This is a genomic window from Bacillus sp. AF23 (genome assembly GCF_020861455.1).
In the GTDB taxonomy this organism is placed as follows: domain Bacteria; phylum Bacillota; class Bacilli; order Bacillales; family Bacillaceae; genus Bacillus; species Bacillus halotolerans.
The window spans coordinates 358,057-383,264 of sequence record NZ_JAJHVY010000015.1; the positions used below are offsets into that span (position 1 = coordinate 358,057).

Sequence of the window (25,208 nt, forward strand, 5' to 3'; positions counted from 1 at the left end):
TATTCGGATTTTTCTCGGCCTGATTTCTACCAAAATATCATAATGAGTCAGAGAAATCATGTTTTTTGAGGAGGATAGTGTGCTGAAAACATTATTTTTGCTCTAACAGTTTTAAAATTAAATGGCAGCCATATTTAGCAGCACGTTTTCTGATTCCTGTTCTGGAGCCTGCAAAATGAAACTCGTGAACCTCTTCTTTTCCGTTTGCAGAAATACCGATAAATACATGTCCAGGTGCATGGCCTTCTTGAGTATCAGGGCCGGCAACACCGGTAAAGCTAATGCCAATATCGCTTCCAGTGAGCTGCTGAACACCCTTTGCGAGCTCAGATGCGCATTCCTCGCTGACTGCTCCGAAACGGTCCAATGTTTCCTTTTTGACGCCGAGCACATTTTGCTTCACTTCGTTTGAATAGCAAACAACGCCGCCGGAAAACAATGCTGAAGCGCCGCTAAGGTCTGTCAGCCATTCAGAAAACAGCCCGCCGGTAAAGCTTTCTGCGGCAGAAAGCGTGATGCCTTTTTCCTTACATGCTTTAGATAACTCTTTCACAAGCGATGTATCGTCGTAGCCATAGAAAAATTCACCGACACGTTCTAAAATAACGGCTTCTGTTTCTTTTAACAAACGCTCTGTTTCTTTTTCATCGGCATGTTTTGCTGTCAGGCGAAGCGTCACCTCTCCGTCCGCTGCCAACGGAGCGATCGTCGGGTTCGTCTGTGCATCAATGATATCTTCTAAATCAGCTTCAAGCTGAGACTCGCCGATACCGAAAAAGCGAAGAACAGTTGATACAATTTTTTCATTGGAGCCCATCTTTTTAAGAAGAAGCGGTTTTGCCTCATTTTCAAACATCGGACGCAATTCGCTCGGCGGCCCGGGAAGAAGCATATAAAAGCGCGAATCATGCTCTGTAAGCATTCCCGGCGCCATTCCAAAGTGATTCGCCAGTACGTCAGATCCTTCGATGACAAGCGCCTGTTTTCGGTTATTAGGTGACATCGTGCGTTTTGTTCGTTTGAAATAATCCTCAATGGATTGAAACGCCTCATCATTTAAAACGAGCGGGCGTCCCAGCACATTTGCTATCGTTTCTTTTGTTAAATCATCTTTTGTCGGTCCGAGCCCTCCTGAAAAAACAATAAAATCAGAGCGCTCTTCAGCAATGCGGATGACCTGCTTCAGCCGCTCCGGATTATCACCGACTGCTGTATGGTAAAATACGTTTACTCCGATTTCTGCCAGCTGTTTGCTGATAAATTGAGCATTTGTATTAGCAATCTGACCAAGTAAGAGCTCTGAACCGACTGCAATAATCTCTGCTTTTTTTGGAAATTCCATCACGTATGTCCTTCTTTCTTAGTTAGATGTTTTTAGCGCTTCCCAGTTTTTAGCGAAATAGTCCCAGCCTGATACAACGGTAAAGAATACGGCTACCCATAACGCCAGGTCAGCGAACGGAAATGACACAAGCTCAAACGGAAGATTGTGAAGAAGCAATGCAGATACTGCAATGATTTGTGCCCAGGTTTTAATTTTACCAAGCATATTCGCAGCGACTACTTCTCCCGTTCCGGCTAATACAAGCCTTAAACCTGTTACGGCAAACTCCCGGCTGATAATCACAATGACCATCCAAGCTGGAGCAAGATCAAATTGAACAAGGATAATTAACGCTGCTGATACGAGAAGTTTGTCCGCAAGCGGATCGAGAAATTTCCCAAAGTTTGTAACAAGGTTCAGTTTGCGGGCATAATAACCATCTATCCAATCTGTCGTCGATGCAATAATAAACAAGATAGCGCCCGCCAAGTGTGTGACCGGAATGGATTCGTCTCCAAATTCGAGCCTGCCCCAGTCAAACGGCGCCAGCATGATAATCATGAAGATTGGGATTAATGCAATTCTTGCTAGTGTGATTTTATTCGGTAAGTTAAACATAAAGCCCCTCCAGTTTCATACTCGGACGTGAAGAAAAGTCATCTGGTGATTAAGATGACTTTTCTTCCTTTTTATTTACAATCTTTATTGTTTGTGCCATCACTTCTTTAGGATCAAGTTTATATGAAAGAACCTCACCGTTGATTTTTATTTTCAGGTTAGGTGCATATCCTGTACGGATTTCAACTTGTTTCTGATCAGTTATGTCTTTTTTATATGTTTCGTCTTTTTTCAGTGTACCCTCTTTAAGAGAGCTGCTGTTTTCATCGCGCACTCGAATCCAAGAGCTGTCTGAAGCCTTCAGCTCAAGCTCGATTTTATCAGCGCCGGACACTTCATAAGTTGTTACAGATCCTTCAGTGCCAGTTGCTTTCACCTCTAGTTTGTCACTGTCACTGTCTTCTTTTTTATCTTCTTTGTCTTTCGTTTCTTTTTTCGTGTCTGTCTCTTTTTCAGAGCTATTGGTTTGATTCTCTTTCAGCGTTGAATCTTTAGGGATCTCATACTTGCTTTCACTTTTCGCGATTGATTTTTCTGATGCCGCATTGCTATTATCATCGTTTTTATGATTCGCAAACTGAATTATAGCGTAAACAATGGCGATCACGACAATCACTCCGAGAATCACAAGTATTGTAGGCAGCAATTCCAGCGCCTTAGAAGCAGGCTTTGGCATTTCCTTCTGGAGATTCATGCCGGAGATTTTTTCAGACACATCGTCATGATACGTATTCGGGATATCTTTTTTATGCTCCTCAAACAATTGGTCAGCATCAAGCCCGACGGCTTCCGCATATTGCTTGATGAAAGCCCGGACATAAAACTTACCCGGAATAATGTCATAATTTCCTTCCTCCAAGGCGGTTAAATACCTTTTTTGAATCTTAGTTGCCGCTTGGAGATCATCCAATGACATTGCTTTTTCCTCTCTGGCTTCTTTCAGCCGGATTCCTAGTTCAGTCACAACAAACACCTTCCAATTTTAAAAATCAAAGCTTGAAAACCCGGATTGATCAAACATTTGGGGTTCTTCAGCATGTTCATATGTAATAACCTCATCAGGATCATTTCTCAGTTCAATAATATAATCAAAGTCATCTAGTGTATACTCTGTATTTTGAACGAATATGTCCGGATGCTCCACCACTTTTGTAGCAGGCAGCCTCATGATTTCCCTCACCAGCTGCAGATGGCGTTCTGATCCTCTTCTTGTCGATACAATTCCGTCAATGATAAAGACATTTTCAGTGCTGTACTCATCGGCAATCAGCTGGCTTCTGATTGTCTGTTTCAGCAAGGTAGATGACACAAACAGCCATCTTTTGCTGGCGCATACGCTGGAAGCTACGATTGACTCCGTTTTCCCGACGCGCGGCATTCCCCGGATCCCGATTAATTTATGGCCTTCTTTTTTGAACAGTTCGGCCATAAAATCGACTAACAAGCCCAGCTCGTCCCGTTCAAAGCGGAATGTTTTCTTATCATCGGCATCCCTCTGGATGTACCGGCCGTGACGCACGGCGAGGCGGTCGCGAAGCCTTGGTTCTCTCAGCTTCGTTACTTTAATTGTTTCCATCGTTTTTAAGATTGATTCTAATCGCTTAATTTGATCTATATGGCGGCACCTGAGCAGCATTCCCCTTCTGGAAAGATCGACGCCGTTTATCGTTACGATGTTAATAGAAAGCATCCCGAGAAGAGATGAAATATCCCCGAGCAGTCCGGGGCGGTTCACTTGAATTTCATATTCAAAATACCATTCGAGCTTTGCCAAATGATATACCCCCTTCATTGTGGCAAAATTTTACCTTCCTTTATCATAAAGCATTTTTCTCTAATTAGAAAGAAGAATGTTGCTGTGATGGGGAAAACATAAAAAAGAGAGGAAGAATCTCCTCTCTTCTTAATGAGTGCTGTTATTTTCAACAAGCTTAACCATCATATTGGCAATGGCGTGCTGTTCTTCTTTAGATGCTACGCTCCAAAGATCTGCCAGCACTTTTTCCTGCTCGTTCTTAGAATCCACTTCATTAGCCAGGTAACCGCCGATTTCTGTAGCAAGGTCAGTGATGGTATCCTGACTCATGCCTTTATCTTGCGCATAGTTTAAACGATCACCAAGGAAATTCTTCCAGTTATCCCAGTTTTCTAATACTGACATGTGAGTTTCCTCCATTTCATGTGAAGTTACAAAATTATTTTGTCCTTCTTAAAAGAAACTATACACATTTTATTTTGCGTCAGCAGTGCCAGCCGCCGTTAACTGACAGAATCTGTCCAGTAATATAGGAAGCTTTTTCAGACAGGAGAAATGCTGCCGCCTCGGCAACTTCTTTCGGCTGTGCAAGCCTGCCGATCGGGATTTCATCAGCGATCTCTTCTAATTCATCCGGATTGAATTGATTCATCATGTTTGTATCTACAGCACCCGGCGCTACTGCGTTGACCCTGATACCGCTTGGGGCCAGCTCCTTAGCCAGTCCTTTTACAAACGAGTGCTGCGCTCCCTTTGCCATGCTGTACAGCACCTCACACGATGCACCAGTCTCTCCCCAAATAGAGCTGACTGCAACGATCGCTCCCGATTTGTTACGGATCATGCCTGGAAGAAGGTTTCTCGTCAGCATGTAAGGACTTGCCACATGCAGCTGAACCATTTCCTGTACCGTAGCATTATCTACATCAGTAATCAGTCCAAAATGGCTTCTGCCGCTGTTTAAAACGATCGCATCAACCGGCTGAACAATTGATTTTGTTAGTTCATCAGCGCCAGTGGGAGTGGAGAGATCTCCTTGCAAAATATCAGCATATATGCCAAATGACCGTTTCAGTTTTTCAGCAAGCTCTGCTGCCGCGCTTTCATTCTGATTGTAGTGCAAAAGCAGATCATATCCCTCTGCTGCAAGCGATTCACTTATGCTTTTGCCGATACCGCCGCTCGCCCCGGTGACTAATGCTGTTTTTTTCATCCTCTTTCCTTCTTTCCGCAGAAAAACACCCCTCACATTGGAGGGATGCATGTTAAGATTTAGGAACCACTTTGCAGACAGTCAGTCTGTCCTCAGCAATTTCCTCTTGTATGATTTGCTGCACATCCTCAAGGGTGATCTGCTCGAGAACAGTTACGATATCAAACAGGCTCATCTCCAAAAATGCATAGCGAGTGAATTGGTTAGCGATGTATTCAGGTGAGTTTAATGCCTTTAAAAATGACCCGATTTTTTTCTTTCTGGCAAGTTCAATCTTCTCAGCGGTGATGATTTCACCGGCACGAAGCAGATTGCCTGAAATGTCTTCAGCCAATTTATCCGGTTCAGGCGTGTCCCCGCCAATGGCAGCAAAACCGAACCCATATTCAGCCGTAAAATCAAAGCTGAACGTTTCATCTATATACCCTTTTTCATAAAGGGACTCATATTGGGCAGAGCTTTTGCCGAACAAAGATTCAAGCAATAGGTTCATTGTAAGTTCATGCTTGAGCAGCTCTTTCCCTAATTTATACGGATGCTTTGATTTCAGTCCGACGAGACATTTCGGTCCCTGGACATTCATTTTAATTTCTTTTTCTTTCCGGAAAACAGATTCTTGCTCTTTTACTTCTTCCCGTTTAATTTCCGGCTGATCTGTATACGGTTTTCTTTCCTGATTTTCTCTTACCTGAGAAATGATAGCTTCAGGATCAACAGGACCGACTATAAAGAGGAGCATGTTGCTCGGATGATAAAACGTTTCATAGCATTCGTAAAGAAGGTCCTTTGTGATATGGGATATGCTTTCTACCGTGCCGGCTATGTCTATTTTGACAGGATGATCTTTGTACATGTTTTCAATCACCCCGAAGTAAAGCCTCCAGTCAGGGTTATCATCATACATGTTAATTTCCTGGCCGATAATCCCTTTTTCCTTTTCCACCGTTTTTTCTGTAAAATAAGGGTCCTGCACAAAATCAATCAGTGTCTCCAAATTGCGTTCCACATTTGACGTGCTTGAGAAAAGATAAGCCGTTCTTGTAAATGACGTGAACGCATTGGCAGAGGCGCCCTGTTTACTGAAATCTTGAAAAACATCTCCATCAGCTTTTTCAAACAGCTTATGTTCAAGAAAATGGGCAATCCCATCCGGAACTTGAACCATCTCGTCTTTTCCAAGAGGGACAAACTGATTATCGATAGACCCGTACTTTGTTGTGAATACCGCATACGTCTTGTTGAAGCCTTTTTTCGGCAAAACGTATACGTCCAGGCCGTTTGACATTTTTTCATGATACAGCGTCTCCTGAAGCTGTTCAAATTCGATTGGTTTTATCAAGATGCACCCTCCGTCCCTTTTAAGAAATAAGTCGTATCAAGCTGAATCTTTTCGCCGACTTTAATGATATCCTCTTTTGTCACCCGCTCAATATTGGCAAGGAAATCTTCGATCGGAATATCGACTTGGGCAGCGGCCTGCTGATATAGAAATTCAGATAAACCGTACGCAGTATCAATTGTTTCCAGCACCTGATTCCGAATCATGGCTTTCGTCTGAGAGATGTCTTGCTCACTGAACTCCCCGTTTTTCATAGCCTGAAATTGCTCGGCAATAATAGAGACGGCTTGTTTGTAGTTTTTCACTTCAATTCCTGACATCACCATTAATAAACCTTTAAAGCTATCGATACGCGAGGCTGCGTAATAAGCGAGACTGGCTTTTTCCCGAACATTAATGAAAAGCTTGGAATGAGAAAAGCCGCCGAACATTCCGTTAAAAACTTGTAAAGCTGAATAATCCTGATCCGTAAAGGTAATATTGGTCCGATAGCCAATATTCAGCTTGCCTTGTTTGACGTCTTCTTCATCAATGACTTCTTTGGGTTCAGGTTGTTCAGCATGATTGTTTACAAATGCTTCCAGGGTGCGTTCCTCTGTTTGAAAATATTGTTCAATAGCAGCTTGCACTTGTTTACTGTCAACATCGCCGACGACATATAAATCAAGCTGGTCTTTTTGGATCGCGTGTCGGTATGTTTCATATAATTGATCGACCGTAATGGCATCAACATCGTCGATCTCACCATTGACGTGCAGCGAGTAAGGTTCGTTTTTACACATTTCCTGTATAAGCCTTAGATTAGAGTAACGCATTTTATCATCATAAACTGCTTGAATTCTTTGCTTCAGCGTTCGTTTTTCTTGATCCACATATTGCGATTGAAAAACGCCTGCTTCCAAAGCAGGTGAAAAGACGATTTCTGCGAGAAGCTGCAGCCCTTTTTCAAGGAGTGGCGTCTGATCTTTTAAATATTTTTCATTCGGAATTTCAAGTCTGAATGTAATTACATGCTGTTCACCTTTTTTCGAGAGATCAGCCGAAACAGACGTGCCGTAAAGTTCATCCAGGTAAGAACGCAATTCTGCAGTTTTCGGACGGCTTTCTGTTCCTCGAAGCAGCACATGCGGGAACAGCGCTCTTTTCGTAACTTGCTCCTTTGTTAAGGGCGCCAGCATTTTAAAGATAAGCGAGACGGTTTTAAATTTTTCTGTTTCTACAATATGTGCGGTTAAACCGCCGTGCTTTGTTTTGACTTCATTGACATATGACATGTGAAACCTCCTTCGTTCATTTCTTATTAGTATGTATTATGACCAAATTTCAGCATTCGCAGAAACACTCTTTCATGTAATTATAGCAACTGTAGGATTTATAAGGAAACAATAACCTCTTACGTATTAATTGTTCGTCCGCTATTGGAAATAAAAAAGAGTTTTCTGCCGAGATTCGCTATTCTTCTCAGCAAAAAAAGACGGTGTGTCAAACCGTCCCTAAGTTTTTTTCTTCTTCACTTTTTTTAGCATCTACATTAAAGAGCACCAGAAATAAGGAAATAATCCCGCAAAACGCGGAAAGAATGAAGATAAGCCAGCTTGCATTAGACATCAATGCCGCAAACACAGGCGGCCCGAGAGCTACTCCAATAAAGCGCATACTATTATAAAATGAGGAAATAGTTCCGCATTCCTCACTCTCAATCCCTTCTGTTATCAGCGCATCTAGAGCAGGAAGCGCCATTCCGATTCCAATTCCCCCAAAGCTCAAAAAGATAAATAAAAAATAAAAACTGTGGTTCCACCACAAGCCGATAAAAGACAGGCTTAACATAATCATCCCTGTAACGACGCAAAATTTCATTCTTGCCTTATCTTTGCCGATCTTTTTACCCGCTATAAAAGAACTGCTGGACAGGAATAAAAGAGGTATCGCCAGCAGCCCGCCTTTGGCCACTCCGTCAATTGTATATTTATTCTCTAGCGTATCTGATAAGTAAAATAATACGCCAAATAATAAAAACATAATGACGCACCCAATAATAAAAACTGTGTAGAGCCAGCGTCCATCCTGTTTAAAGATTTTCCGCACATTCTTGAGGAACTCTGAAATTGTAGGTGCATCCTCATCTTCTTCAGGCTTTTCGACCAGAAACAATACGAGCAAAAAGCTGATCAAACAGAAAAACGGAATAAACCAAAACGGGACGAACCAGTACCAGGAAGCAAGTAAGGCACCCAGTATGGGACTCAGCACTTTTCCGGAGGTGTTAGCGGTCTCAATATCGCCAAGACCGGCACTGACCTTTTCATCATCCCCCTCAAACAGATCGCCGATAAACGGCATGACGATGGGAGCTGCACCCGCTGATCCGATGCCTTGAAGAACCCGTCCGACCAAGATCATAGCGTAAGGATTGTCTATATATGTCGAAGCAAAAGCAGCCACAGCTCCCCCTATTCCCGCAATAAGAAGGCATGGGAGCAGCACTTTTTTTCTGCCAAATCTATCCGACAGGTACCCCGCGATCGGAATGCAAATGATCGCTACCACCGAATATACAGTGATAATTAATGACACTTGAAATGAACTGACCGACAGCTTTTTCTCCATCATCGGAAGCACGGGAATCAGCATGGAGTTCCCTAATGTCATAACAAGCGGTACGGAAGCCAGAGCAATAATATTTTTCATTCCTATTTTTTCTTTCAACATTTTCACCCATTCACTTTGTCATCCTTTATATCTTGCGTTAACAGCAGTAAAAGTATGTACAAAGAAACATAAACCAGGCAAATAAAAAAACAGACACATCACAGGCGTCTGTTTTAGAAACGTTTACGCAAAACATGGAATCTGAATTTGTCGGCTCTGAAATAATTTAATGAATAAAGCACCGGTTTATCATGCTGATCGTAATGCGTTTGTTTTAACAGCAAAAGAGCTGTTTCCGGATCGCATTCCAGCACTGGAGAAATCGTATCATGATAGCCGATCGGCTCAATATCAGTTACGGCGTAGCTGATCACAGAGCCTGAATTTTTCTCAAGCAGGTCAAACATAGACTCTTGCTGGTGAGAAAAAGAATCCGGCAATATATCCATCGGAATTTTGTCAATACAATACACAATCGGCTGCCCGTTTGCCGTTCTGACACGTTCAAGATAAAAAACTTCCTGGCCTGATGTCAGATGAAATCTCTTGATATCATCATCAGACGGCATAAGCACTTGAGATGAAAGAAAAATCGTTCCTGGAATCATATTAGCCTGTTCAATCATCTTGGTTACACTGTTCAGCTGTTCAATGCCCGAAAGAAATAACGGCTTAGAATGGACAAAAGTTCCTACACCATGCCTTCTGATAATCACATGCTCTTCTTCCAATATCCGCAGTGCTTCACGCAAAGTCGCCCGGCTGACACCAAGCTTTTTGGAAAGCTCAAATTCAGAAGGGAGCTTTTCTTTCTCAGTGTAGATTCCATTTTTAATATCCTCTTTTATTCGTTCAATCACTTTTAAATACAAGTGCCGATTATCAGCTTTTGTAGACATGTTTCCCCTCCGTAAACCACTTTCGATAAAAATTATTGAACAATTGGGACAACTATATCATGTTTTGTCGAAAAAATAAATAAAAAGGTGTACAGTTTACATAATGTTATTATTGTTACTGAACCCCCTTCATTTAAGAAGAGAGCTCATCATGTTTTTCTTTTGATATTAAGACTTCCCTTGGTTTGCTGCCTTCATACGGGCCAACTACGCCGCGTTCTTCCATTGCATCAATCAGGCGTGCCGCTCTCGTATACCCGATTCTGAACCTTCTTTGCAGCATCGATACGGATGCAGTCTGCATGCCGACGATTAATTCGACGGCTTCATCATAAAGGTCATCGGTAACCTCAGTATGGGTTTCCGTTATTTCTTCAGGAATCATTTCTTCCTGATATTGAGCTTTTTGCTGCGTAATGACATGATCCACGACCTGCTCTACTTCTTCGTCTGACAAAAATGCTCCTTGTACACGGACAGGTTTATTAGCCCCGACAGGTAAAAACAGCATATCTCCTCGTCCTAAAAGCTTCTCAGCGCCCCCCATATCCAGAATGGTCCTTGAGTCCGTCTGTGAAGAGACACTGAATGCGATTCGTGACGGAATATTTGCCTTGATGACCCCTGTAATGACGTCAACTGACGGACGCTGTGTCGCAATAATAAGATGGATGCCGGCAGCCCGTGCCATTTGGGACAATCTCGTAATCGAGTCTTCTACATCAGATGAAGCTACCATCATGAGATCAGCTAGCTCGTCCACAATGACCACGATATACGGCAGCTCTGGCTGTTTTGCCTCTCCCTCATTATTGGAGCGTTTTATATAATCATTGTACCCTTCAATATTTCTTGTTCCGGTATGAGAAAACAATTCGTACCGACGTTCCATTTCATTGACAACCTTTTTCAAAGCTTGTGATGCTTTTTTCGGGTCAGTTACCACCGGAGCAAGCAAATGCGGAATCCCATTGTACACATTCAGTTCAACCATTTTTGGGTCAATCATCATCATTTTCACTTCATGCGGTTTAGCGCGCATCAGAATACTTGTAATAATGCCGTTGACACAGACACTTTTTCCGCTTCCGGTCGCGCCTGCGACAAGCAAATGAGGCATTTTGTTTAATTCAGCAAGCACAGCTTCACCCGAAATATTACGACCAAGTCCGATTAACAGTTTTGCATCAGGTCTGTCATTAAGTTTTGACTCAAGCACTTCCTTCAGCGATACCATAGCCACTTCCGCGTTTGGCACTTCTATGCCGATAGCAGATTTACCTGGAATAGGCGCCTCAATCCTGATGTCTTTTGCAGCTAACGCAAGCGCTAAATCGTCACTTAGGTTGACTATCTTGCTTACCTTCACTCCGACATCCGGATACACTTCATATTTCGTGACAGCCGGCCCAAGATGAACCTGTGTCACTTTCGCCTTTACGCCGAAGCTTTGGAAGGTGCGTTCAAGCTTTCTGGCATTTTCATAAATATTTTTTTTATCAGCCTGCTGGCCGGTATGCTTCGGATCAGCTAATAAATCTAATGACGGCATCTGATAATCTTTATTTTCAAGTTCTGTAAAAGTCATTGGCGGAGCAGCAGCCGTTTCATTATGGTCAGCCTCGGACTGATTTTCCTGAAGCGGTTCTGTGGCCGGCTCAATTTGTTTTACTGCAGCTGCCGGAGGCTCTTCCGTTTCATTCCGGTCTGAAAAGCTTGAGATAATCGGCTCTGAATGAATGAGAGGCGATACCATTTCCTGCTCCTCTTCTTCAGCAGCGGGCTCTGGCTCGATTTGCTGTTTTTTGCGCGCCGGCTTTTGTTTCTTACTGGTATTGGCTTTCGCTTTTTTCGATGATTTCATATTTGTTTTGACTGATTTCATATCATCAATAAAAGCAAACCATTGTTCTTTGATGAAACGGCCGATCGGGCTCATCCACTTTTTCAGTGTTTCTTGAAGAGAACGCCCCGTGACCAGAATCATTCCGATCAAAATCATTACAATCGCCATAATTTGAGAACCAGTTGATGCAAACAAAAAGTGTGAAGCCGCAAACAGAAGCGCTCCGATCATCCCCCCGCCTAAATCAGGTGAAGCAGAGCTTCCATTCATGTCCATTAAAAATAATTCCCATGTATTGCGGATCACGCTGGCAGACTCAATAGATCCTCTGTTCGTCAAATTTTTAAACAGCTGTACATGAGAAAGCAGCAATATGCTTGCAATGATGCAGTACAGCCCAGCCTTTCGTCTTGTTAAAAGACTCGGCGTTTTTTTCTTCCAAAATAGGGAAACCCCTAAAACGAATAAGCCTAACAAGCATAAAATAAACCACTCACCAGCGAAAAAACGGAACAAGTAGATAAAGGTTTGTCCCACTACACCAAGCTGTAAAATGGCAATAATTGAGATAGCAATGCACAGCAATCCGTTCAATTCAAATTTTATGTTGAGCTGTTTTGCCTGTTTTTTTCTCGATTTTCTTTTTTTCTTTGCCACACTCATCACCTTACTGCGTTAAAAAATGTAAGTTCATACATAATGAAGAAAGCAGCCGTTTACTGGCTGCGTTTTTCTGTAGGATTCCCCTATTATAGCATATTTTGCCCTTAAAAAAGGGCCGGAATCTTATACGTTTAATTTTAGCTTTTGTCCCGGAGAAATATCCGGATGCAGAAAGTGCATTGGATTAGTGCTCATGACTTGAATAACCTCTGCTTCATTGCCTTTCATCTCGACAAGAAGCGGAACACCTCTATACTCAATTTGCTCGTGTGCACTTGGCTGTTGGTTCTGTTCCGCGAAAACAATTTCCTGCGGCATCGTGGTATACAAAATCATTGAATCATCCGCCCTTTTTCTTCTCTCGCTTCCTCGATCAGCTCATTTAATTTATGAATCGCCTGTCCGACTCCGCCGACGTGATCAATCAGTCCATACTCGACGGCATCCTTGCCGACGACATTTGTTCCAATATCGCGTGTTAAGTTTCCTTTTGAAAACATCAGCTCTTTAAACTTATCTTCATCTACATTTGAATGGCTTGTTACAAAGTTAACGACTCTTTCTTGCATCTTATCCAAGTACTCAAAGGTTTGAGGCACGCCGATCACCAGTCCCGTCAGACGAACGGGATGAATCGTCATGGTAGCTGTTTCAGCGATATAGCTGTAATCACAAGATACCGCAATTGGTACACCGATGGAATGTCCTCCGCCAAGTACAATGGAGACGGTCGGTTTTGACAGAGACGCAAGCATTTCAGCAATTGCAAGACCTGCTTCTACATCTCCGCCGACTGTATTTAATATAATAAGCAAACCTTCAATTTTTGGATTCTGCTCAATGGCAACGATTTGCGGGATTACATGTTCATATTTTGTTGTTTTGTTTTGCGGAGGCAGCTGAACATGGCCTTCTATTTGTCCGATAATGGTCAGACAATGAATATTTGTATCTTGCGGCAGCTGCGGAAGTGTCGTTTCTCCTAGCTGCTGTATTTTATTCATAATGCTGTCTTTCGCATCATTTTTTTCAGGACGTTCTTCTTCTGTATTTTCCATACGATGATCCATTTCGCTTTCACCCTTTCCGAGTTTCTCTTTGTATTATGAACAAAGATCTTCAATTCAATCCCGGCTTAACAGGCAAAAAAATAAAGACCGGAACAGGTCCGGTCTTACGTTTACATTAGACTTCCATAATAATTGGGATGATCATCGGTTTACGTTTTGTTTTTTCATATAGGAATTGGTTCAAAGCATCTCGCATTGCCTGCTTAAGCGTTGACCATTCAACGTTTGATGTTTCAGTTGCTTCTGTCACGATAGAGCGTACAAGCTCAGTAGCCTGTACGATAAGGCCTTCAGACTCTCTTACATAAACAAAACCGCGTGTGATAATCTCAGGACCTGATACAAGATGTTTCTTTTGTTTATCAAGTGTAATGACAACAATCAGTATGCCGTCTTGTGAAAGTAAGCGGCGGTCTCTCAGCACAATATTTCCGATGTCGCCTACACCTAAACCGTCGATTAAAATATTGCCGTATGGCACTTTATCACCGATCTTTACGTTTTGGCCGCGGAACTCGACAACGTCTCCTTTTTCAATTAAGAAGATATCACTGCGCTTCATGCCGATTTCTTCAGCGATTTTCGAATGAGCCTTTTGCATTCTGTATTCGCCGTTAACAGGAATTAAATATTTTGGTTTAAGCAGATTGATCATCAGCTTTAACTCTTCCTGTGAGCCGTGTCCAGATACATGCACACGCTTTTGGGCAAAAATGACTTGTGCGCCGGCTCTGGCAAGCAAATCTACTGTTTTAGAATAAATGAGTTCCTGCCCAGGGATCGGAGTGGATGCAATGACAACTGTATCCCCTTCTTCGATATTCAGCTGCTTGTGAGCTTTGTTTGCCATTCTTGTCAGAGCTGCCAACGGTTCACCATGGCTGCCGGCAGTTACAATCGCTACTTCACGCTTCGGATATTTTTTGACATCCTGAATTGAAATAAACAGTTCATCATCTGCTTCAATATATCCAAGCTTTCTTGCAAGCTGAAGGATCGATTGAAGGTTTTTTCCGGCAATGGCAATCTTTCTGCCATTTTGAGCCGCTGCATGAATGACTTGCTGAATCCGGTTAATATTGGATGCGAAAACGGCAATGATTACCCGGTTCTCTGAATTGTACAGTGCGTCCGAAATCTCTCCGCTGACAGCAGCTTCCGAAGGGGTGTAACCCGGTCGTTCTGCATTAGCACTGTCAGAAAGCAGAGCAAGTACGCCACTGTTGCCGATTTTGGCAATCTCGCCAATGTCGCACGATTGATTAAGTGCGGGTGTTTGGTCAAATTTGAAGTCTCCCGTGCATACAATAGATCCAAGTGATGTTTTTAAACTGACGCCTACTGAATCAGGGATACTGTGGATCGTATTAAAGAACGATACCTTTGTTGATTCAAATGTAATGACAGATTTTGAGTGAATTTCTCTTAAATCAGCTTTTCGGTTATGTCCGTATTGTTTTAATTTTTCTCTTAATAGTGCAAGCGTCAGCTTTGTTCCGTATACAGGAACAGACAGCTTGTTTAATAAGTAAAAAACGCCGCCGATATTCTCATCATGCCCATGTGTTAAAAAGATAGCCTTAACGCGGTCAGATCGTTCAATCAAATATGATATGTCAGGAATCACCACATCAATACCGAGCATTTCGTTTTCTGGATGCATTAGGCCGGCATCAACGACAAAAATGTCTGAATCAATTTCGATGACATAAAGGTTCTTCCCAATTTCTCCGACACCGCCAAGGGCGATAATTCTAACGTTTTCTGTATTTTTCTTTTTCAAAATCTATATCCTCCTAGTCTCATACCCGTCCATCATCACTTGTTCCTATTATAACTGAAAGTAAATTTAGAAAACAAGATAAAGCAGAAGGTTTAGGGAAAACCAATATGTATAAGAAACGGTCAAACTCAGGTGAAATGAGAATGACCGCGTTTGTTTCACTGTATGAAACTTTTCTTACAGTTCGCTGATCGCGCTGCTTAAGCTCAGACGTTCATCTTCGTTTAATGGGATGAGAGGCAGACGCACTGAACCGACATCAAGGCCTTTCAGCTGAAGAGCTGTTTTCACAGGAGCCGGGTTAGGCGCTTTAAACAGTTCCTTCATAATCGGCAGCAGTTTCTGGTGAATCAGTGCCGCGTTAGCTGTTTGCCCATTTGTATAATTTTTGATCATTTGCTGCATATCAGAGCCTACGATATGGCTTGCGACTGAAACGACACCTCTTCCTCCTACTGACAGAACAGGAAGCGTCAAGGCGTCATCCCCAGAATAAACGGAGAAATCTTCAGGCGTTTCCGCAACAATTTTTGTAATCGCTTCGAGATCTCCGCTCGCTTCTTTAATCGCAACAACATTCGGAATATCCGCCGCCAAACGGATTGTCGTCTCAGGAGCAAGAGAAGCAACGGTGCGGCCCGGCACATTGTACAGCATAACCGGAAGAGATGTTTCAGAAGCAACAGCTTTAAAATGCTGATACATTCCTTCTTGTGAAGGTTTATTATAATACGGCGTAACAAGCATCACCGCATCTACGCCTGCTTCCTCAGCTTTTTTGGTCAGCTTAATGGAATCTTTCGTATTGTTGCTGCCAGTACCCGCAATGACAGGCACCCGGCCGTTCACTTCTTTGACCGTATATTCAAATAGCGCTATTTTTTCTTCTGTTGAAAGGGTTGGAGATTCTCCTGTTGTTCCCGCTACCACTAAAGAATCTGTTCCGTTTTTCAACAAGTAATCAATCAGTGTAGACAATTTTTGAAAGTCTACATTCCCTTTATTGTCAAAAGGTGTAATCATAGCTGTAGACACATTTCCGAAATTCATTTTTTTCACCTCATCATGATTCAATCACATTTACTTAGAAAGTTCAAACACTTCATGCAAAGCGTTTACAGCAGGAACCATGTCCTCTTCATGGACAAGCACCCAGATGGTCGTGTGGCTGTCCGCCGACTGCAGAATAGGAATCTCTTTCTCTGATAGAGCTGTCACAATTTTAGACGTTACACCCGGGACGCCCATGATACCGGCACCGACCGCCGAAACTTTTGCGCAGTTTTTCGTCACCATCGGGTCATAACCCATATCCATTAAGATGCGCTGAGCTGTTTCCGTCTTGTTCCCAGCCACCGTATAAACGATTTCACTAGGTGTAATGTTAAAGAAATCAACGCTGATCCCTGCACTCGCCATCGCTTTAAAAACTTCAGTCTGAACGTTATACTGACCGATTTTTGAAGGCACTTTGAACTGTGTGACATCTTTGACATGGGCAATTCCGGTAATCAGCCGTTCAAAAACATCACTGCCGACATTGGAAGAATGATGTGATGTCACCAATGTGCCTTTATCTTTGGAATATGTTGAGCGGACGCGAATCGGAACCTTAGCCTGCATCGCAATCTCCACAGCTCGCGGATGAATCACTTTCGCTCCCTGGTACGCCAGGTTGCAGATTTCTGTATATGTTACTACAGGAAGCGGTTTCGCGTTTTCCACTACTCTCGGATCAGCAGTCATCACACCTTCAACATCTGTGAAAATGTCGATGTATTCAGCGTCAATTGCCGCCCCAAGTGCAGCTGCAGACGTATCGCTGCCCCCTCTTCCGATCGTTGTTGTATCGCCCTTTTCAGTAGCGCCTTGGAATCCTGCGACGACTACTGCGTCATGATTCGCAAGCACACTGAATAAACGCTCCGGTTTCATTTCAAGGATTTTCGCATTTGTATGCTGATCATTCGTTAAGAAGCCAGCCTGAGCCCCTGTCAGAGCAGATGCTTTTACACCGTTATCCAGCAGCATGCTCGTAAAGACGACAGAAGAAATCGTCTCTCCGCATGATAAAAGCAGATCCTGCTCTCTCGGGGAAATCGCAGACTGGTTGCCGTAAAGCAGTCCCAACAGAGAGTCTGTTGCGTACGGATCACCCTTCCGGCCCATCGCAGAAACGACAACGACAACCTTATATCCTTCACTGATTGCTTCTTTAATGTGCTCTAAAGCCAGTTTACGTCCTTTGTCATCTTTTACAGATGTCCCGCCAAACTTCTGAACAATTATCTTCACTGTTTTCACTCCAAATTATTCGGACGTAACAGAAGAGAGCAGGCTATTTGCGCCTTACTCTCTTCTATTCGTCTTTGGGAAATTCTTTCTTTTATACGAGGTTTAGTTTTTTCAGGCTTTCTGCAATTTGAACAGAGTTCCATGCTGCGCCTTTTAATAGGTTATCAGAAACTACCCATAAATGAAAACCGTTTGCTCTGTCCAAGTCTTTGCGGATGCGGCCTACAAACACATCGTTTTTGCCGACTGCATCGGCAGGCATCGGATAAAGCTGCTGGCTCGGGTCGTCTTGAAGTGTAATGCCAGGAGCTTCTTTTAATAGATTTTTAATATCTTCCACAGTAGCGTCATCTCGGTCTACTTCGATGTAAACGGACTCTGAATGGCCGGTTTCAATCGGAAGTCTCACACATGTAGCCGCTACTTGAAGCTCAGGCATGTGCATGATTTTTTTCGTTTCATTTATCATTTTCATTTCCTCAAACGTATAGCCGTTATCTTGGAATTTATCAATTTGCGGAATCGCATTGAAAGCGATTTGATAGTGTTTTTTATCCCCTTTTACAGGCATAATCTCTGGTTTGATTTCTTCGTTGTTCAAAATCGCCTCTGTTTGGCTGTACAGCTCTTTTACAGCTTCATTTCCCGCTCCTGATACCGCTTGGTAAGTTGATACGATAACTTTGTTTAAGCCGTAAGCTTTGCGGATCGGTTCCAGCGCAGCCACCATTTGAATTGTAGAGCAGTTAGGGTTGGCAATAATGCCGTTGTGTTCGTGCAAGTCTGCCTCGTTAACTTCAGGCACAACAAGCGGTGTATTTTCGTCCATACGGAACGCACTTGTATTATCTATAACAATAGCGCCGCGTTTTACAGCTTCGGGTGCCAATGCCTGTGATACGCTTCCGCCGGCGCTGAACAAAGCAATATTTACTCCTTCAAAGCTTTCAGGAGAAGCTTCCTGTACAGTCAGCTCTTGGCCTTTAAATGTGACTTGGGTACCCGCAGAGCGTTTTGAAGATAGCAATGTAAGTGTGTCCATTTCAAAATTTCTGTCTTCAAGTGTTTTAAGCATTTGTTGTCCTACAGCTCCTGTCGCTCCGACAACAGCTACGTGTAAACCTCTTCCCATCTGTAAAACTCCTTCCGCCAATCAGCTTCATTGAATTGATTTGACTATAATTTTACGTTTTATTTTACCATAGAATATGCGGGTGATGACCGAATTTTTTTGTTTGGGAAAGATTTTCTGTATATTAGTCATTTCCCTGATAATTATCAACGAGAATCGGCTGAAGCTGCTGATGCATCAGCGCCTTTTCAACGGTTTGAGGAAGCAGATCCATTTTGGCAACCATTGAATTCGGTTTTTTGAAGGGATCGTCTTGCCCAAATGGAATAAAGAAGATATTTTTGGTAGACATGAGCCTCATTAGGTTTGTGCCGTTTAAACCGAGAGCGTCATTTGTTGATATACCGAGAACGACCGGCCGATTGTTTCTGATTGTTGCTTTTGCAGCCATCAGTACAGGGCTGTCTGTCATAGCGTTGGCGAGCTTGCTCATCGAGTTTCCAGTTAATGGAGCAATTACCATGCAGTCCAGCGGAAGCTTTGGCCCGAGGGGTTCAGCCTTTACAATTGAATCAATTGCCTCATATCCGGTAAGGTCTTCAATCTTTTTAACCCATTCTGCTCCTTCTCCAAAGCGTGTATCAGTCGATTTTACAGTAAATGTGACAACCGGCCGAACTTCCGCTCCTTCATTGACTAGCGCCTCAATTTGCGGAAACACCGCTTCATATGTGCAATGCGAGCCGGTCAGTCCAAATCCGATTCTTTTCCCTTTTAGTGACGACATTCTTATTTCCCCTCCTCAGCATGTAGTTCAGCCAAAAGCTTGCTCAAGACATTGGCGAGGATCTGCCCTGCTGTTTTAGGAGCGACAATCCCCGGCAAACCAGGGGCAAGGAGTGCCTTAATCCCTTGTTTTTCAGCATATTTAAAATCGGTTCCGCCGGGACGTGAAGCCAGATCCAATATTAAGGTTTTCGGTGTCATGCGAGAAAGCACAGTTTGATTCAAAATCATGCTCGGTATGGTATTAATACAAATATCTATATCTTTGACATGCTCTTTGAGTTCATCAGTGTGAAACGGAACGAGCCCCATTTCGGTGATGCGCGCCAGATGCGCTGAACTTCTTGCCCCGACCTTTACATTCGCTCCAAGCGCGGCAAATGTACGGGCGATCGTCATTCCGGTGCGTCCCAGCCCGAGAACCGCCACCTGAGATCCGTGTATCGTATAATCTGTGTGCTGAATGGCCAGCATGATGGTTCCTTCTACTGTCGGAATAGAATTGTATATCGCAATGTCATCCCGCTCAAACAGCTTAACAAGTTTTCTGTTTGCTTGAGCTGCAATGTTTTCTAAATAGGCGTTAGAAATCCCTGAGAAAATGACACAGTGTGCAGGCGTTTGGTCAAGGTGCTCCTGTTTTAAAACAACTTCTTCATTTGAAAATACGGTTGATACGACACCTTCTCCTGTTGTCGCAGACACAGGAAGAATGATACTGTCTATTTGCTGATAAGGAATTTCATCAATATTGCATTTTACAGCTCCGGTAAAACCGTGATCCAATTGGTCAAAACCGACGAGATAGATGTCAGTCTGCTGTTCAGTGAGCTTTCTAATAATTTCGAGCTGTCTTGCGTCACCGCCGATAACTGCAATTTTCAATCCGGTTAACATGTTAAACGTTCACCTTCTTTGTATATACTGGATCCCTAGCTGTTAAGCTCCCCTTCATCTTATGATCAAAAGGAAATAGCGGTGAATTAAAACATACGCTTTTTTCACACAAAAAAACATCGGCAGACTCAGCCGATGTTTGGATGTTTTCATGAAAGCCCATAACCTGCAGAGGTGGGCTTTTTCTATAGTTACTCTTGGTGAGGAGAAATTTCCTCAGGGACATCTAAAATGATCATATCTGATCCGATCTTTTGAATATGATTCCAGGGGACACGAATGTCTTGACCGTGTTTTCTCAAACCAAACCATTTGACTGTCGGAATGAGGAGCGCTGTGATCTGACCATCCTGTTCATTGATTTCTAAATCGGTCTGCCCCAGTACTCCCAGCCGTTCAGCTCTTTTGATGTCGACAATTTCCTTCCCGGATAATTCACTGAGCCGCATCTCTGTCACCCCCTTGTACTATGTATGATCAAAAGGATAAAAAAATGCCTGCTCCGTTTCAGGGCAGGCATTTCGGATTTATGACGGCATATTGCCGGAAGGGCTGATAAGAGCCAGAGAATAGTCATTCGTAAACATTTCTCTGGCAAGACCGTTGACACGTTCTAAGTTTACAGCGTTTAATTCATTAATAATTTCGTCTAATGTTTTGTGTTTTCCGAGCAGCAGTTCATTTTTACCGTTTCGGCTCATTTTGCTGTTTGTGCTTTCTAAGCTCAGCATCAAGCTTCCCTTCATTTGCTCCTTGCTGTTTTCCAGCTCTTTCGGCGTTATGCCGTCGCGCTTTAATGTTGCAAGGGTTTCTTGAATGGTTTCTGACAGCTGCTGAAGCTGATTTGCACCTGTTCCGCCATAAATAGTGAGCATGCCGCTGTCCTCATATGAGCTGTGATAGCTGTAAACAGAATAAGCGAGCCCTTTATCTTCACGAACATCTTGGAACAGGCGGCTGCTCATGCTGCCTCCGAGCACATTATTAAGGACGATCAAATCATAAATTTTTTCATGACCGACTTCCAGCCCTTTAAATCCCAGACATAAATGGGCTTGTTCTGTTTCTTTTTTTCTCGTGAGTTTTTCTGTATGGAATCCGGGCTTCTGAAGACCTGTCGCTTTGCCCTTTGCCTCGTATGATCCGAACCATTTTTCTACATCTTTTATAAAGCTTTCTGATATATTACCCGCTACAGAAATGACGACACGGTCCGGCGTATAATAATCATGCATGTACTGTCTGAGAGAGTCGCCGTTAAAGGAATCAAGCGTTTCCTCTGTGCCTAGAATCGGATAGCCTAAAGAATGATTCCCGTACGTGGCTTTGCTCAGTAAATCATGAACAATATCATCGGGCGCGTCTTCATACATTTTTATTTCTTCGTAAACCACATTTTTTTCTTTTTTCAGCTCGTTTTCATCAAAAGTTGAATGAAAGAACATATCTGCTAATACGTCAAGTGCGTAATTCGCATGCTCATCAAGCACCTTTGCATAATAGCAGGTATATTCCTTTGAGGTAAACGCATTGACCTGACCGCCAATACGATCAAAAGATTCTGCTATCTCACGTGCAGATCTTGTGCTCGTCCCTTTGAAGAACATATGCTCCAAAAAGTGAGAAATCCCATTTATCTCCGGTGTTTCATGCCGCGAGCCTGTACCAATCCAAACGCCGATCGCGACAGAACGGACTGTCGGGTTATTTTCAAGCACAACTCTTACACCATTTTGACATGTATATCGTTTAATCAAATTTGTTCCTCCTATTCAAAGACTGGCTGCCTGCCCTGTTACTTCAACAGTCTTGTTTCATCCATTAGTTCAGTGACTGTTCCAAGCGCATATCCTTTATCTTTTATCTTTGTAATCAGCGCTTCAAGACTTTCCGCCGTGGGATTGGTCGGATGCATTAGAATCATGGCACCATTATGTATCTTGCTTAACACCCGCGTTTGAAGTGCAGACGGAGCCGGTTTTTGCCAGTCGATTGTATCAACTGTCCACATCACTGTTCCCATATGTTTCTCAGCTGCAATGTCAACAACCGCTTTCCTGAAACTCCCGCTTGGCGGAGCGAACCATTTCGGCTTGACGCCGAGCGTTTTTTCTATTTGCTCATTCGTCTTGTCGAGCTGTTCGGAAATTCTTCCTGTAGTCAGTTTGCTCATATCCGGATGATTGTATGAATGATTTCCGATTTCATGTCCTTCTTCCGCAATCTTTTTAGCCAGCTGTTCATTGTTTTTCACCCAATTGCCTTCCAAAAAAAACGTAGCCTTCACGTTATGCTTTTGAAGGACAGGGAGCATTCTTTCCAAATATTCGTTTCCCCATGCCGCATTAATTAAAAAAGCCACCATCGGTTTTTCCGGATTCCCTTTGTAAATAGGCTCTGGCTGAAGAGACTCAAGATGAACACTTGGTTTTACTTGACTGTACACTAAATCGTTTTCCCGAAAATCACCGTGCTTTTTCATTTTTTTATATGATTTTTCAATATTGACCTTTAAACCATTGTAACCGGGAATGCTTTTCCACACCTTGTCTATTCTTGCATTCTGAGGCTTTACTTCATAATCTGGCGCCTTTTGAAGCAATTCTTCATATAACGGGTCTTTGGACGCCGAGACGGTCACCGTATCTTGTTTCATTGCCCCTATATAATCAAGTGTGTGCGGATTTTTCATCATCTCGAATGAAACAAAAAAAAGAAATAGAAAAACGGCAAACGGTACAAATTTTTTGTACATGTTCTGTCCCCCCCTCACCTCACATTATGAAGGAGAAGGACAAGGTAGAACCCGCTTGCTTTTTAAAGCGTCAAAATAAAGAAGCCGGGTCTCCCAGGCTCCTTTCATGTTTTCATTTAAGATTGTTGTTCTTCTTTTTCTTTCTCTTCACGGAGCACAGCTTTACGAGACAAGTTGACCCGTCCTTGCTTATCGATTTCAGTAACCTTCACAAGAATCTCGTCTCCGATTTTGACAACATCTTCAACTTTTCCTACACGCTCAAGCGCAAGCTCTGAAATGTGCACCAAACCGTCTTTTCCGCTGAAAATTTCAACGAAAGCACCGAACTTTTCAATTCGTTTTACTTTACCTAAGTAAAGCTGGCCGACTTCAACCTCTCTGACGAGGTCTTCGATGATTTTCTTCGCTTTTTGGTTGCTGCTTTCAACTGTCGACGAAATAAAGATTGTGCCATCCTGCTCGATATCAATTTTAACACCGGTCTCTTCGATGATTTTATTGATTTGTTTTCCGCTAGGTCCGATGACATCGCGGATTTTATCAGGATTAATAGCCATTGTTAAAATCTTAGGCGCATATTGAGAAAGCTCTTTTCTTGATTCGCTTAATGTAGCAAGCATACTGTTGAGGATTTCCATTCTTCCTTTTTTCGCCTGCTGAAGCGCTTCTTCAAGAATCTCTCTGGAGAGGCCTTCAATTTTAATGTCCATTTGCAGCGCCGTTACGCCCTTTGCAGTTCCGGCAACTTTAAAGTCCATGTCTCCAAGCGCATCTTCCATGCCTTGAATATCAGTCAGAACAGTATAATGTTCGCCTGATTTGACAAGTCCCATTGCAATACCTGCGACTGGTGCTTTAATCGGTACACCGGCATCCATCATCGCAAGTGTGCTTGCACAAATACTTGCCTGAGAAGTGGAACCGTTTGATTCAAGCACTTCGGATACAAGACGGACAGTATAAGGGAAATCTTTTTCAGATGGAATAACAGGCTCAAGCGCACGCTCACCAAGAGCTCCATGTCCGATTTCACGGCGTCCCGGTCCGCGCATCGGTCCAGTTTCCCCGACGCTGAATTGCGGGAAGTTGTAATGATGCATAAACCGTTTCGATTCTTCGACACCTAAACCATCAAGGATTTGCACATCTCCGAGAGCACCTAACGTACAAACACTGAGAGCCTGAGTCTGTCCTCTTGTGAACAATCCGGAACCGTGTGTTCTCGGCAAGAGGCCAACCTCTGAAGAAAGCGGGCGGATTTGATCGACTCCGCGGCCGTCAGGTCTTACTTTCTCTTCAGTAATCAGGCGGCGCACTTCATTTTTGACAAGCTTGGACAAAGTCTGTTTGACTTGTTTGATTGTTTCCTCGTCATGCTCATCATCCTCGAATTTTGCCACAACTGTGTTTTTCACTTCATTAATGGCATCTTCACGGGCATGTTTTTCATGAACCTGGATTGCTTTCAGCAGATCTTGCTCTGCTAAAGCCTTAACTTTTTCACTCAGCTCTTCGTCAATTTCATAAAGCTTAATTTCTGATTTTTCTTTGCCGACAGCTGCAACAATTTCTTCTTGGAATGCAATCAGGCGTTTAATCTCATCATGGCCGAACATAATCGCTTCTAGCATCGTTTCCTCAGGAACTTCGTCTGCTCCTGCTTCCACCATGTTAATTGCATCTTTAGTTCCGGCAACGACAAGATTGATATCACTTTTCTCAAGCTGATCAACCGTCGGGTTAATAACAAATTGATTATCAATGCGTCCGACAGTTACCCCTGCAATCGGTCCTTCAAACGGGATGTCTGATACAGAAAGTGCAAGCGATGAACCGAACATAGCAGCCATTTCTGAAGAGCAGTCTTGATCAACACTCATGACGATGCTGATGACTTGAACTTCATTACGGAATCCATCGGCGAACAAAGGCCGGATCGGACGGTCGATTAAACGGCTCGCCAAAATGGCTTTTTCACTTGGACGTCCTTCTCTTTTAATAAACCCGCCAGGTATTTTACCTACCGCATACAATCTTTCCTCGTAGTTTACAGTAAGCGGGAAGAAATCAAGCGGTTTCGGTTCTTTTGAAGCGGTTGCTGTACTGAGTACTGCTGTATCGCCGTAGCGAACCATAACAGCACCATTTGCCTGTTTGGCAAGCTGGCCGGTTTCAACAGTAAGCGTTCTTCCGGCCCAATCTATGGTAAAGACGTGTTTTTCTTGTCCCATACGATT

Annotated in this window: 23 protein-coding genes; all 23 read right to left on the bottom strand. The window is 43.1% G+C overall.

Annotated features, from left to right (window positions below; all coding sequences use genetic code 11):
- Positions 1-91: 91 nt before the first annotated feature.
- The 23 genes from LNN34_RS07045 to pnp all read right to left on the bottom strand — a co-directional run bounded on the left by LNN34_RS07045 (position 92) and on the right by pnp (position 25,202).
- A complete protein-coding gene (locus tag LNN34_RS07045; RefSeq protein WP_044155839.1) occupies positions 92-1,342 on the bottom strand; it encodes a competence/damage-inducible protein A in 1,251 nt (416 codons plus the stop codon).
- Positions 1,343-1,360: 18 nt separating this feature from the next.
- Positions 1,361-1,942, bottom strand: coding sequence for a CDP-diacylglycerol--glycerol-3-phosphate 3-phosphatidyltransferase (pgsA, locus tag LNN34_RS07050; protein WP_010334305.1), 582 nt, complete (start codon positions 1,940-1,942; stop codon positions 1,361-1,363).
- Positions 1,943-1,991: 49 nt separating this feature from the next.
- Positions 1,992-2,906, bottom strand: a complete 915-nt coding sequence (gene rodZ / locus LNN34_RS07055) for a cell shape determination protein RodZ (protein WP_024121453.1) — start codon at positions 2,904-2,906, stop codon at positions 1,992-1,994.
- 18 nt (positions 2,907-2,924) lie between these two features.
- Complete coding sequence (locus tag LNN34_RS07060) at positions 2,925-3,716, bottom strand: DUF3388 domain-containing protein (RefSeq protein WP_024121452.1); 792 nt, start codon at positions 3,714-3,716, stop codon at positions 2,925-2,927.
- Positions 3,717-3,845: 129 nt separating this feature from the next.
- Positions 3,846-4,103, bottom strand: a complete 258-nt coding sequence (locus LNN34_RS07065; protein ID WP_044155842.1) for a DUF3243 domain-containing protein — start codon at positions 4,101-4,103, stop codon at positions 3,846-3,848.
- Between the two features lie 79 nt (positions 4,104-4,182).
- The gene (gene ymfI, locus LNN34_RS07070; protein WP_024121450.1) at positions 4,183-4,911 is read right to left on the bottom strand and encodes an elongation factor P 5-aminopentanone reductase; all 729 of its coding nucleotides are present in this window, start codon (positions 4,909-4,911) and stop codon (positions 4,183-4,185) included.
- 52 nt (positions 4,912-4,963) lie between these two features.
- Entirely contained in the window at positions 4,964-6,250 is a 1,287-nt protein-coding gene (gene yfmH / locus LNN34_RS07075) for an EF-P 5-aminopentanol modification-associated protein YfmH (RefSeq protein ID WP_059352923.1), read from the bottom strand.
- Positions 6,247-7,524 carry an EF-P 5-aminopentanol modification-associated protein YfmF gene (gene yfmF / locus LNN34_RS07080; protein WP_106294777.1) on the bottom strand — a complete coding sequence of 426 codons (1,278 nt, stop codon included), beginning with the start codon at positions 7,522-7,524 and terminating at the stop codon, positions 6,247-6,249. Before yfmF ends, yfmH begins: the two co-directional genes overlap by 4 nt.
- A gap of 208 nt (positions 7,525-7,732) precedes the next feature.
- Complete coding sequence (locus LNN34_RS07085) at positions 7,733-8,941, bottom strand: MFS transporter (protein ID WP_229043040.1); 1,209 nt, start codon at positions 8,939-8,941, stop codon at positions 7,733-7,735.
- 134 nt (positions 8,942-9,075) lie between these two features.
- On the bottom strand, positions 9,076-9,801 hold the full coding sequence (locus LNN34_RS07090; RefSeq protein ID WP_059292764.1) for a GntR family transcriptional regulator: 726 nt from the start codon (positions 9,799-9,801) through the stop codon (positions 9,076-9,078).
- A 133-nt stretch (positions 9,802-9,934) separates the two neighbouring features.
- Positions 9,935-12,304: an FtsK/SpoIIIE family DNA translocase gene (locus tag LNN34_RS07095; RefSeq protein WP_229043041.1), complete on the bottom strand. Its 2,370-nt coding sequence runs from the start codon at positions 12,302-12,304 to the stop codon at positions 9,935-9,937.
- 129 nt (positions 12,305-12,433) lie between these two features.
- Complete coding sequence (locus tag LNN34_RS07100) at positions 12,434-12,646, bottom strand: YlzJ-like family protein (RefSeq protein WP_024121444.1); 213 nt, start codon at positions 12,644-12,646, stop codon at positions 12,434-12,436.
- Positions 12,643-13,380, bottom strand: coding sequence for a translocation-enhancing protein TepA (gene tepA / locus LNN34_RS07105; RefSeq protein ID WP_044155850.1), 738 nt, complete (start codon positions 13,378-13,380; stop codon positions 12,643-12,645). Before tepA ends, LNN34_RS07100 begins: the two co-directional genes overlap by 4 nt.
- A gap of 115 nt (positions 13,381-13,495) precedes the next feature.
- Positions 13,496-15,163 carry a ribonuclease J2 gene (gene rnjB / locus LNN34_RS07110; protein WP_044155851.1) on the bottom strand — a complete coding sequence of 556 codons (1,668 nt, stop codon included), beginning with the start codon at positions 15,161-15,163 and terminating at the stop codon, positions 13,496-13,498.
- A 177-nt stretch (positions 15,164-15,340) separates the two neighbouring features.
- A complete protein-coding gene (dapA, locus tag LNN34_RS07115; RefSeq protein WP_024121442.1) occupies positions 15,341-16,213 on the bottom strand; it encodes a 4-hydroxy-tetrahydrodipicolinate synthase in 873 nt (290 codons plus the stop codon).
- 30 nt (positions 16,214-16,243) lie between these two features.
- Positions 16,244-17,458, bottom strand: a complete 1,215-nt coding sequence (gene dapG / locus LNN34_RS07120; protein ID WP_059352919.1) for an aspartate kinase — start codon at positions 17,456-17,458, stop codon at positions 16,244-16,246.
- A 91-nt stretch (positions 17,459-17,549) separates the two neighbouring features.
- Positions 17,550-18,590, bottom strand: a complete 1,041-nt coding sequence (gene asd / locus LNN34_RS07125; protein WP_024121440.1) for an aspartate-semialdehyde dehydrogenase — start codon at positions 18,588-18,590, stop codon at positions 17,550-17,552.
- A gap of 124 nt (positions 18,591-18,714) precedes the next feature.
- Positions 18,715-19,317 (bottom strand): dipicolinate synthase subunit B, encoded by a 603-nt coding sequence (gene dpaB / locus LNN34_RS07130; protein ID WP_044155854.1) that lies wholly within the window; start codon positions 19,315-19,317, stop codon positions 18,715-18,717.
- Between the two features lie 2 nt (positions 19,318-19,319).
- On the bottom strand, positions 19,320-20,213 hold the full coding sequence (dpaA, locus tag LNN34_RS07135) for a dipicolinic acid synthetase subunit A (RefSeq protein ID WP_024121438.1): 894 nt from the start codon (positions 20,211-20,213) through the stop codon (positions 19,320-19,322).
- A gap of 191 nt (positions 20,214-20,404) precedes the next feature.
- A complete protein-coding gene (locus tag LNN34_RS07140; protein WP_010334291.1) occupies positions 20,405-20,662 on the bottom strand; it encodes a YlmC/YmxH family sporulation protein in 258 nt (85 codons plus the stop codon).
- A gap of 78 nt (positions 20,663-20,740) precedes the next feature.
- Positions 20,741-21,970, bottom strand: coding sequence for a M16 family metallopeptidase (locus LNN34_RS07145; protein ID WP_044155855.1), 1,230 nt, complete (start codon positions 21,968-21,970; stop codon positions 20,741-20,743).
- 38 nt (positions 21,971-22,008) lie between these two features.
- Complete coding sequence (locus LNN34_RS07150) at positions 22,009-22,968, bottom strand: polysaccharide deacetylase family protein (protein ID WP_229043042.1); 960 nt, start codon at positions 22,966-22,968, stop codon at positions 22,009-22,011.
- Positions 22,969-23,084: 116 nt separating this feature from the next.
- Positions 23,085-25,202: a polyribonucleotide nucleotidyltransferase gene (gene pnp / locus LNN34_RS07155; RefSeq protein ID WP_044155857.1), complete on the bottom strand. Its 2,118-nt coding sequence runs from the start codon at positions 25,200-25,202 to the stop codon at positions 23,085-23,087.
- Positions 25,203-25,208: the final 6 nt, after the last annotated feature.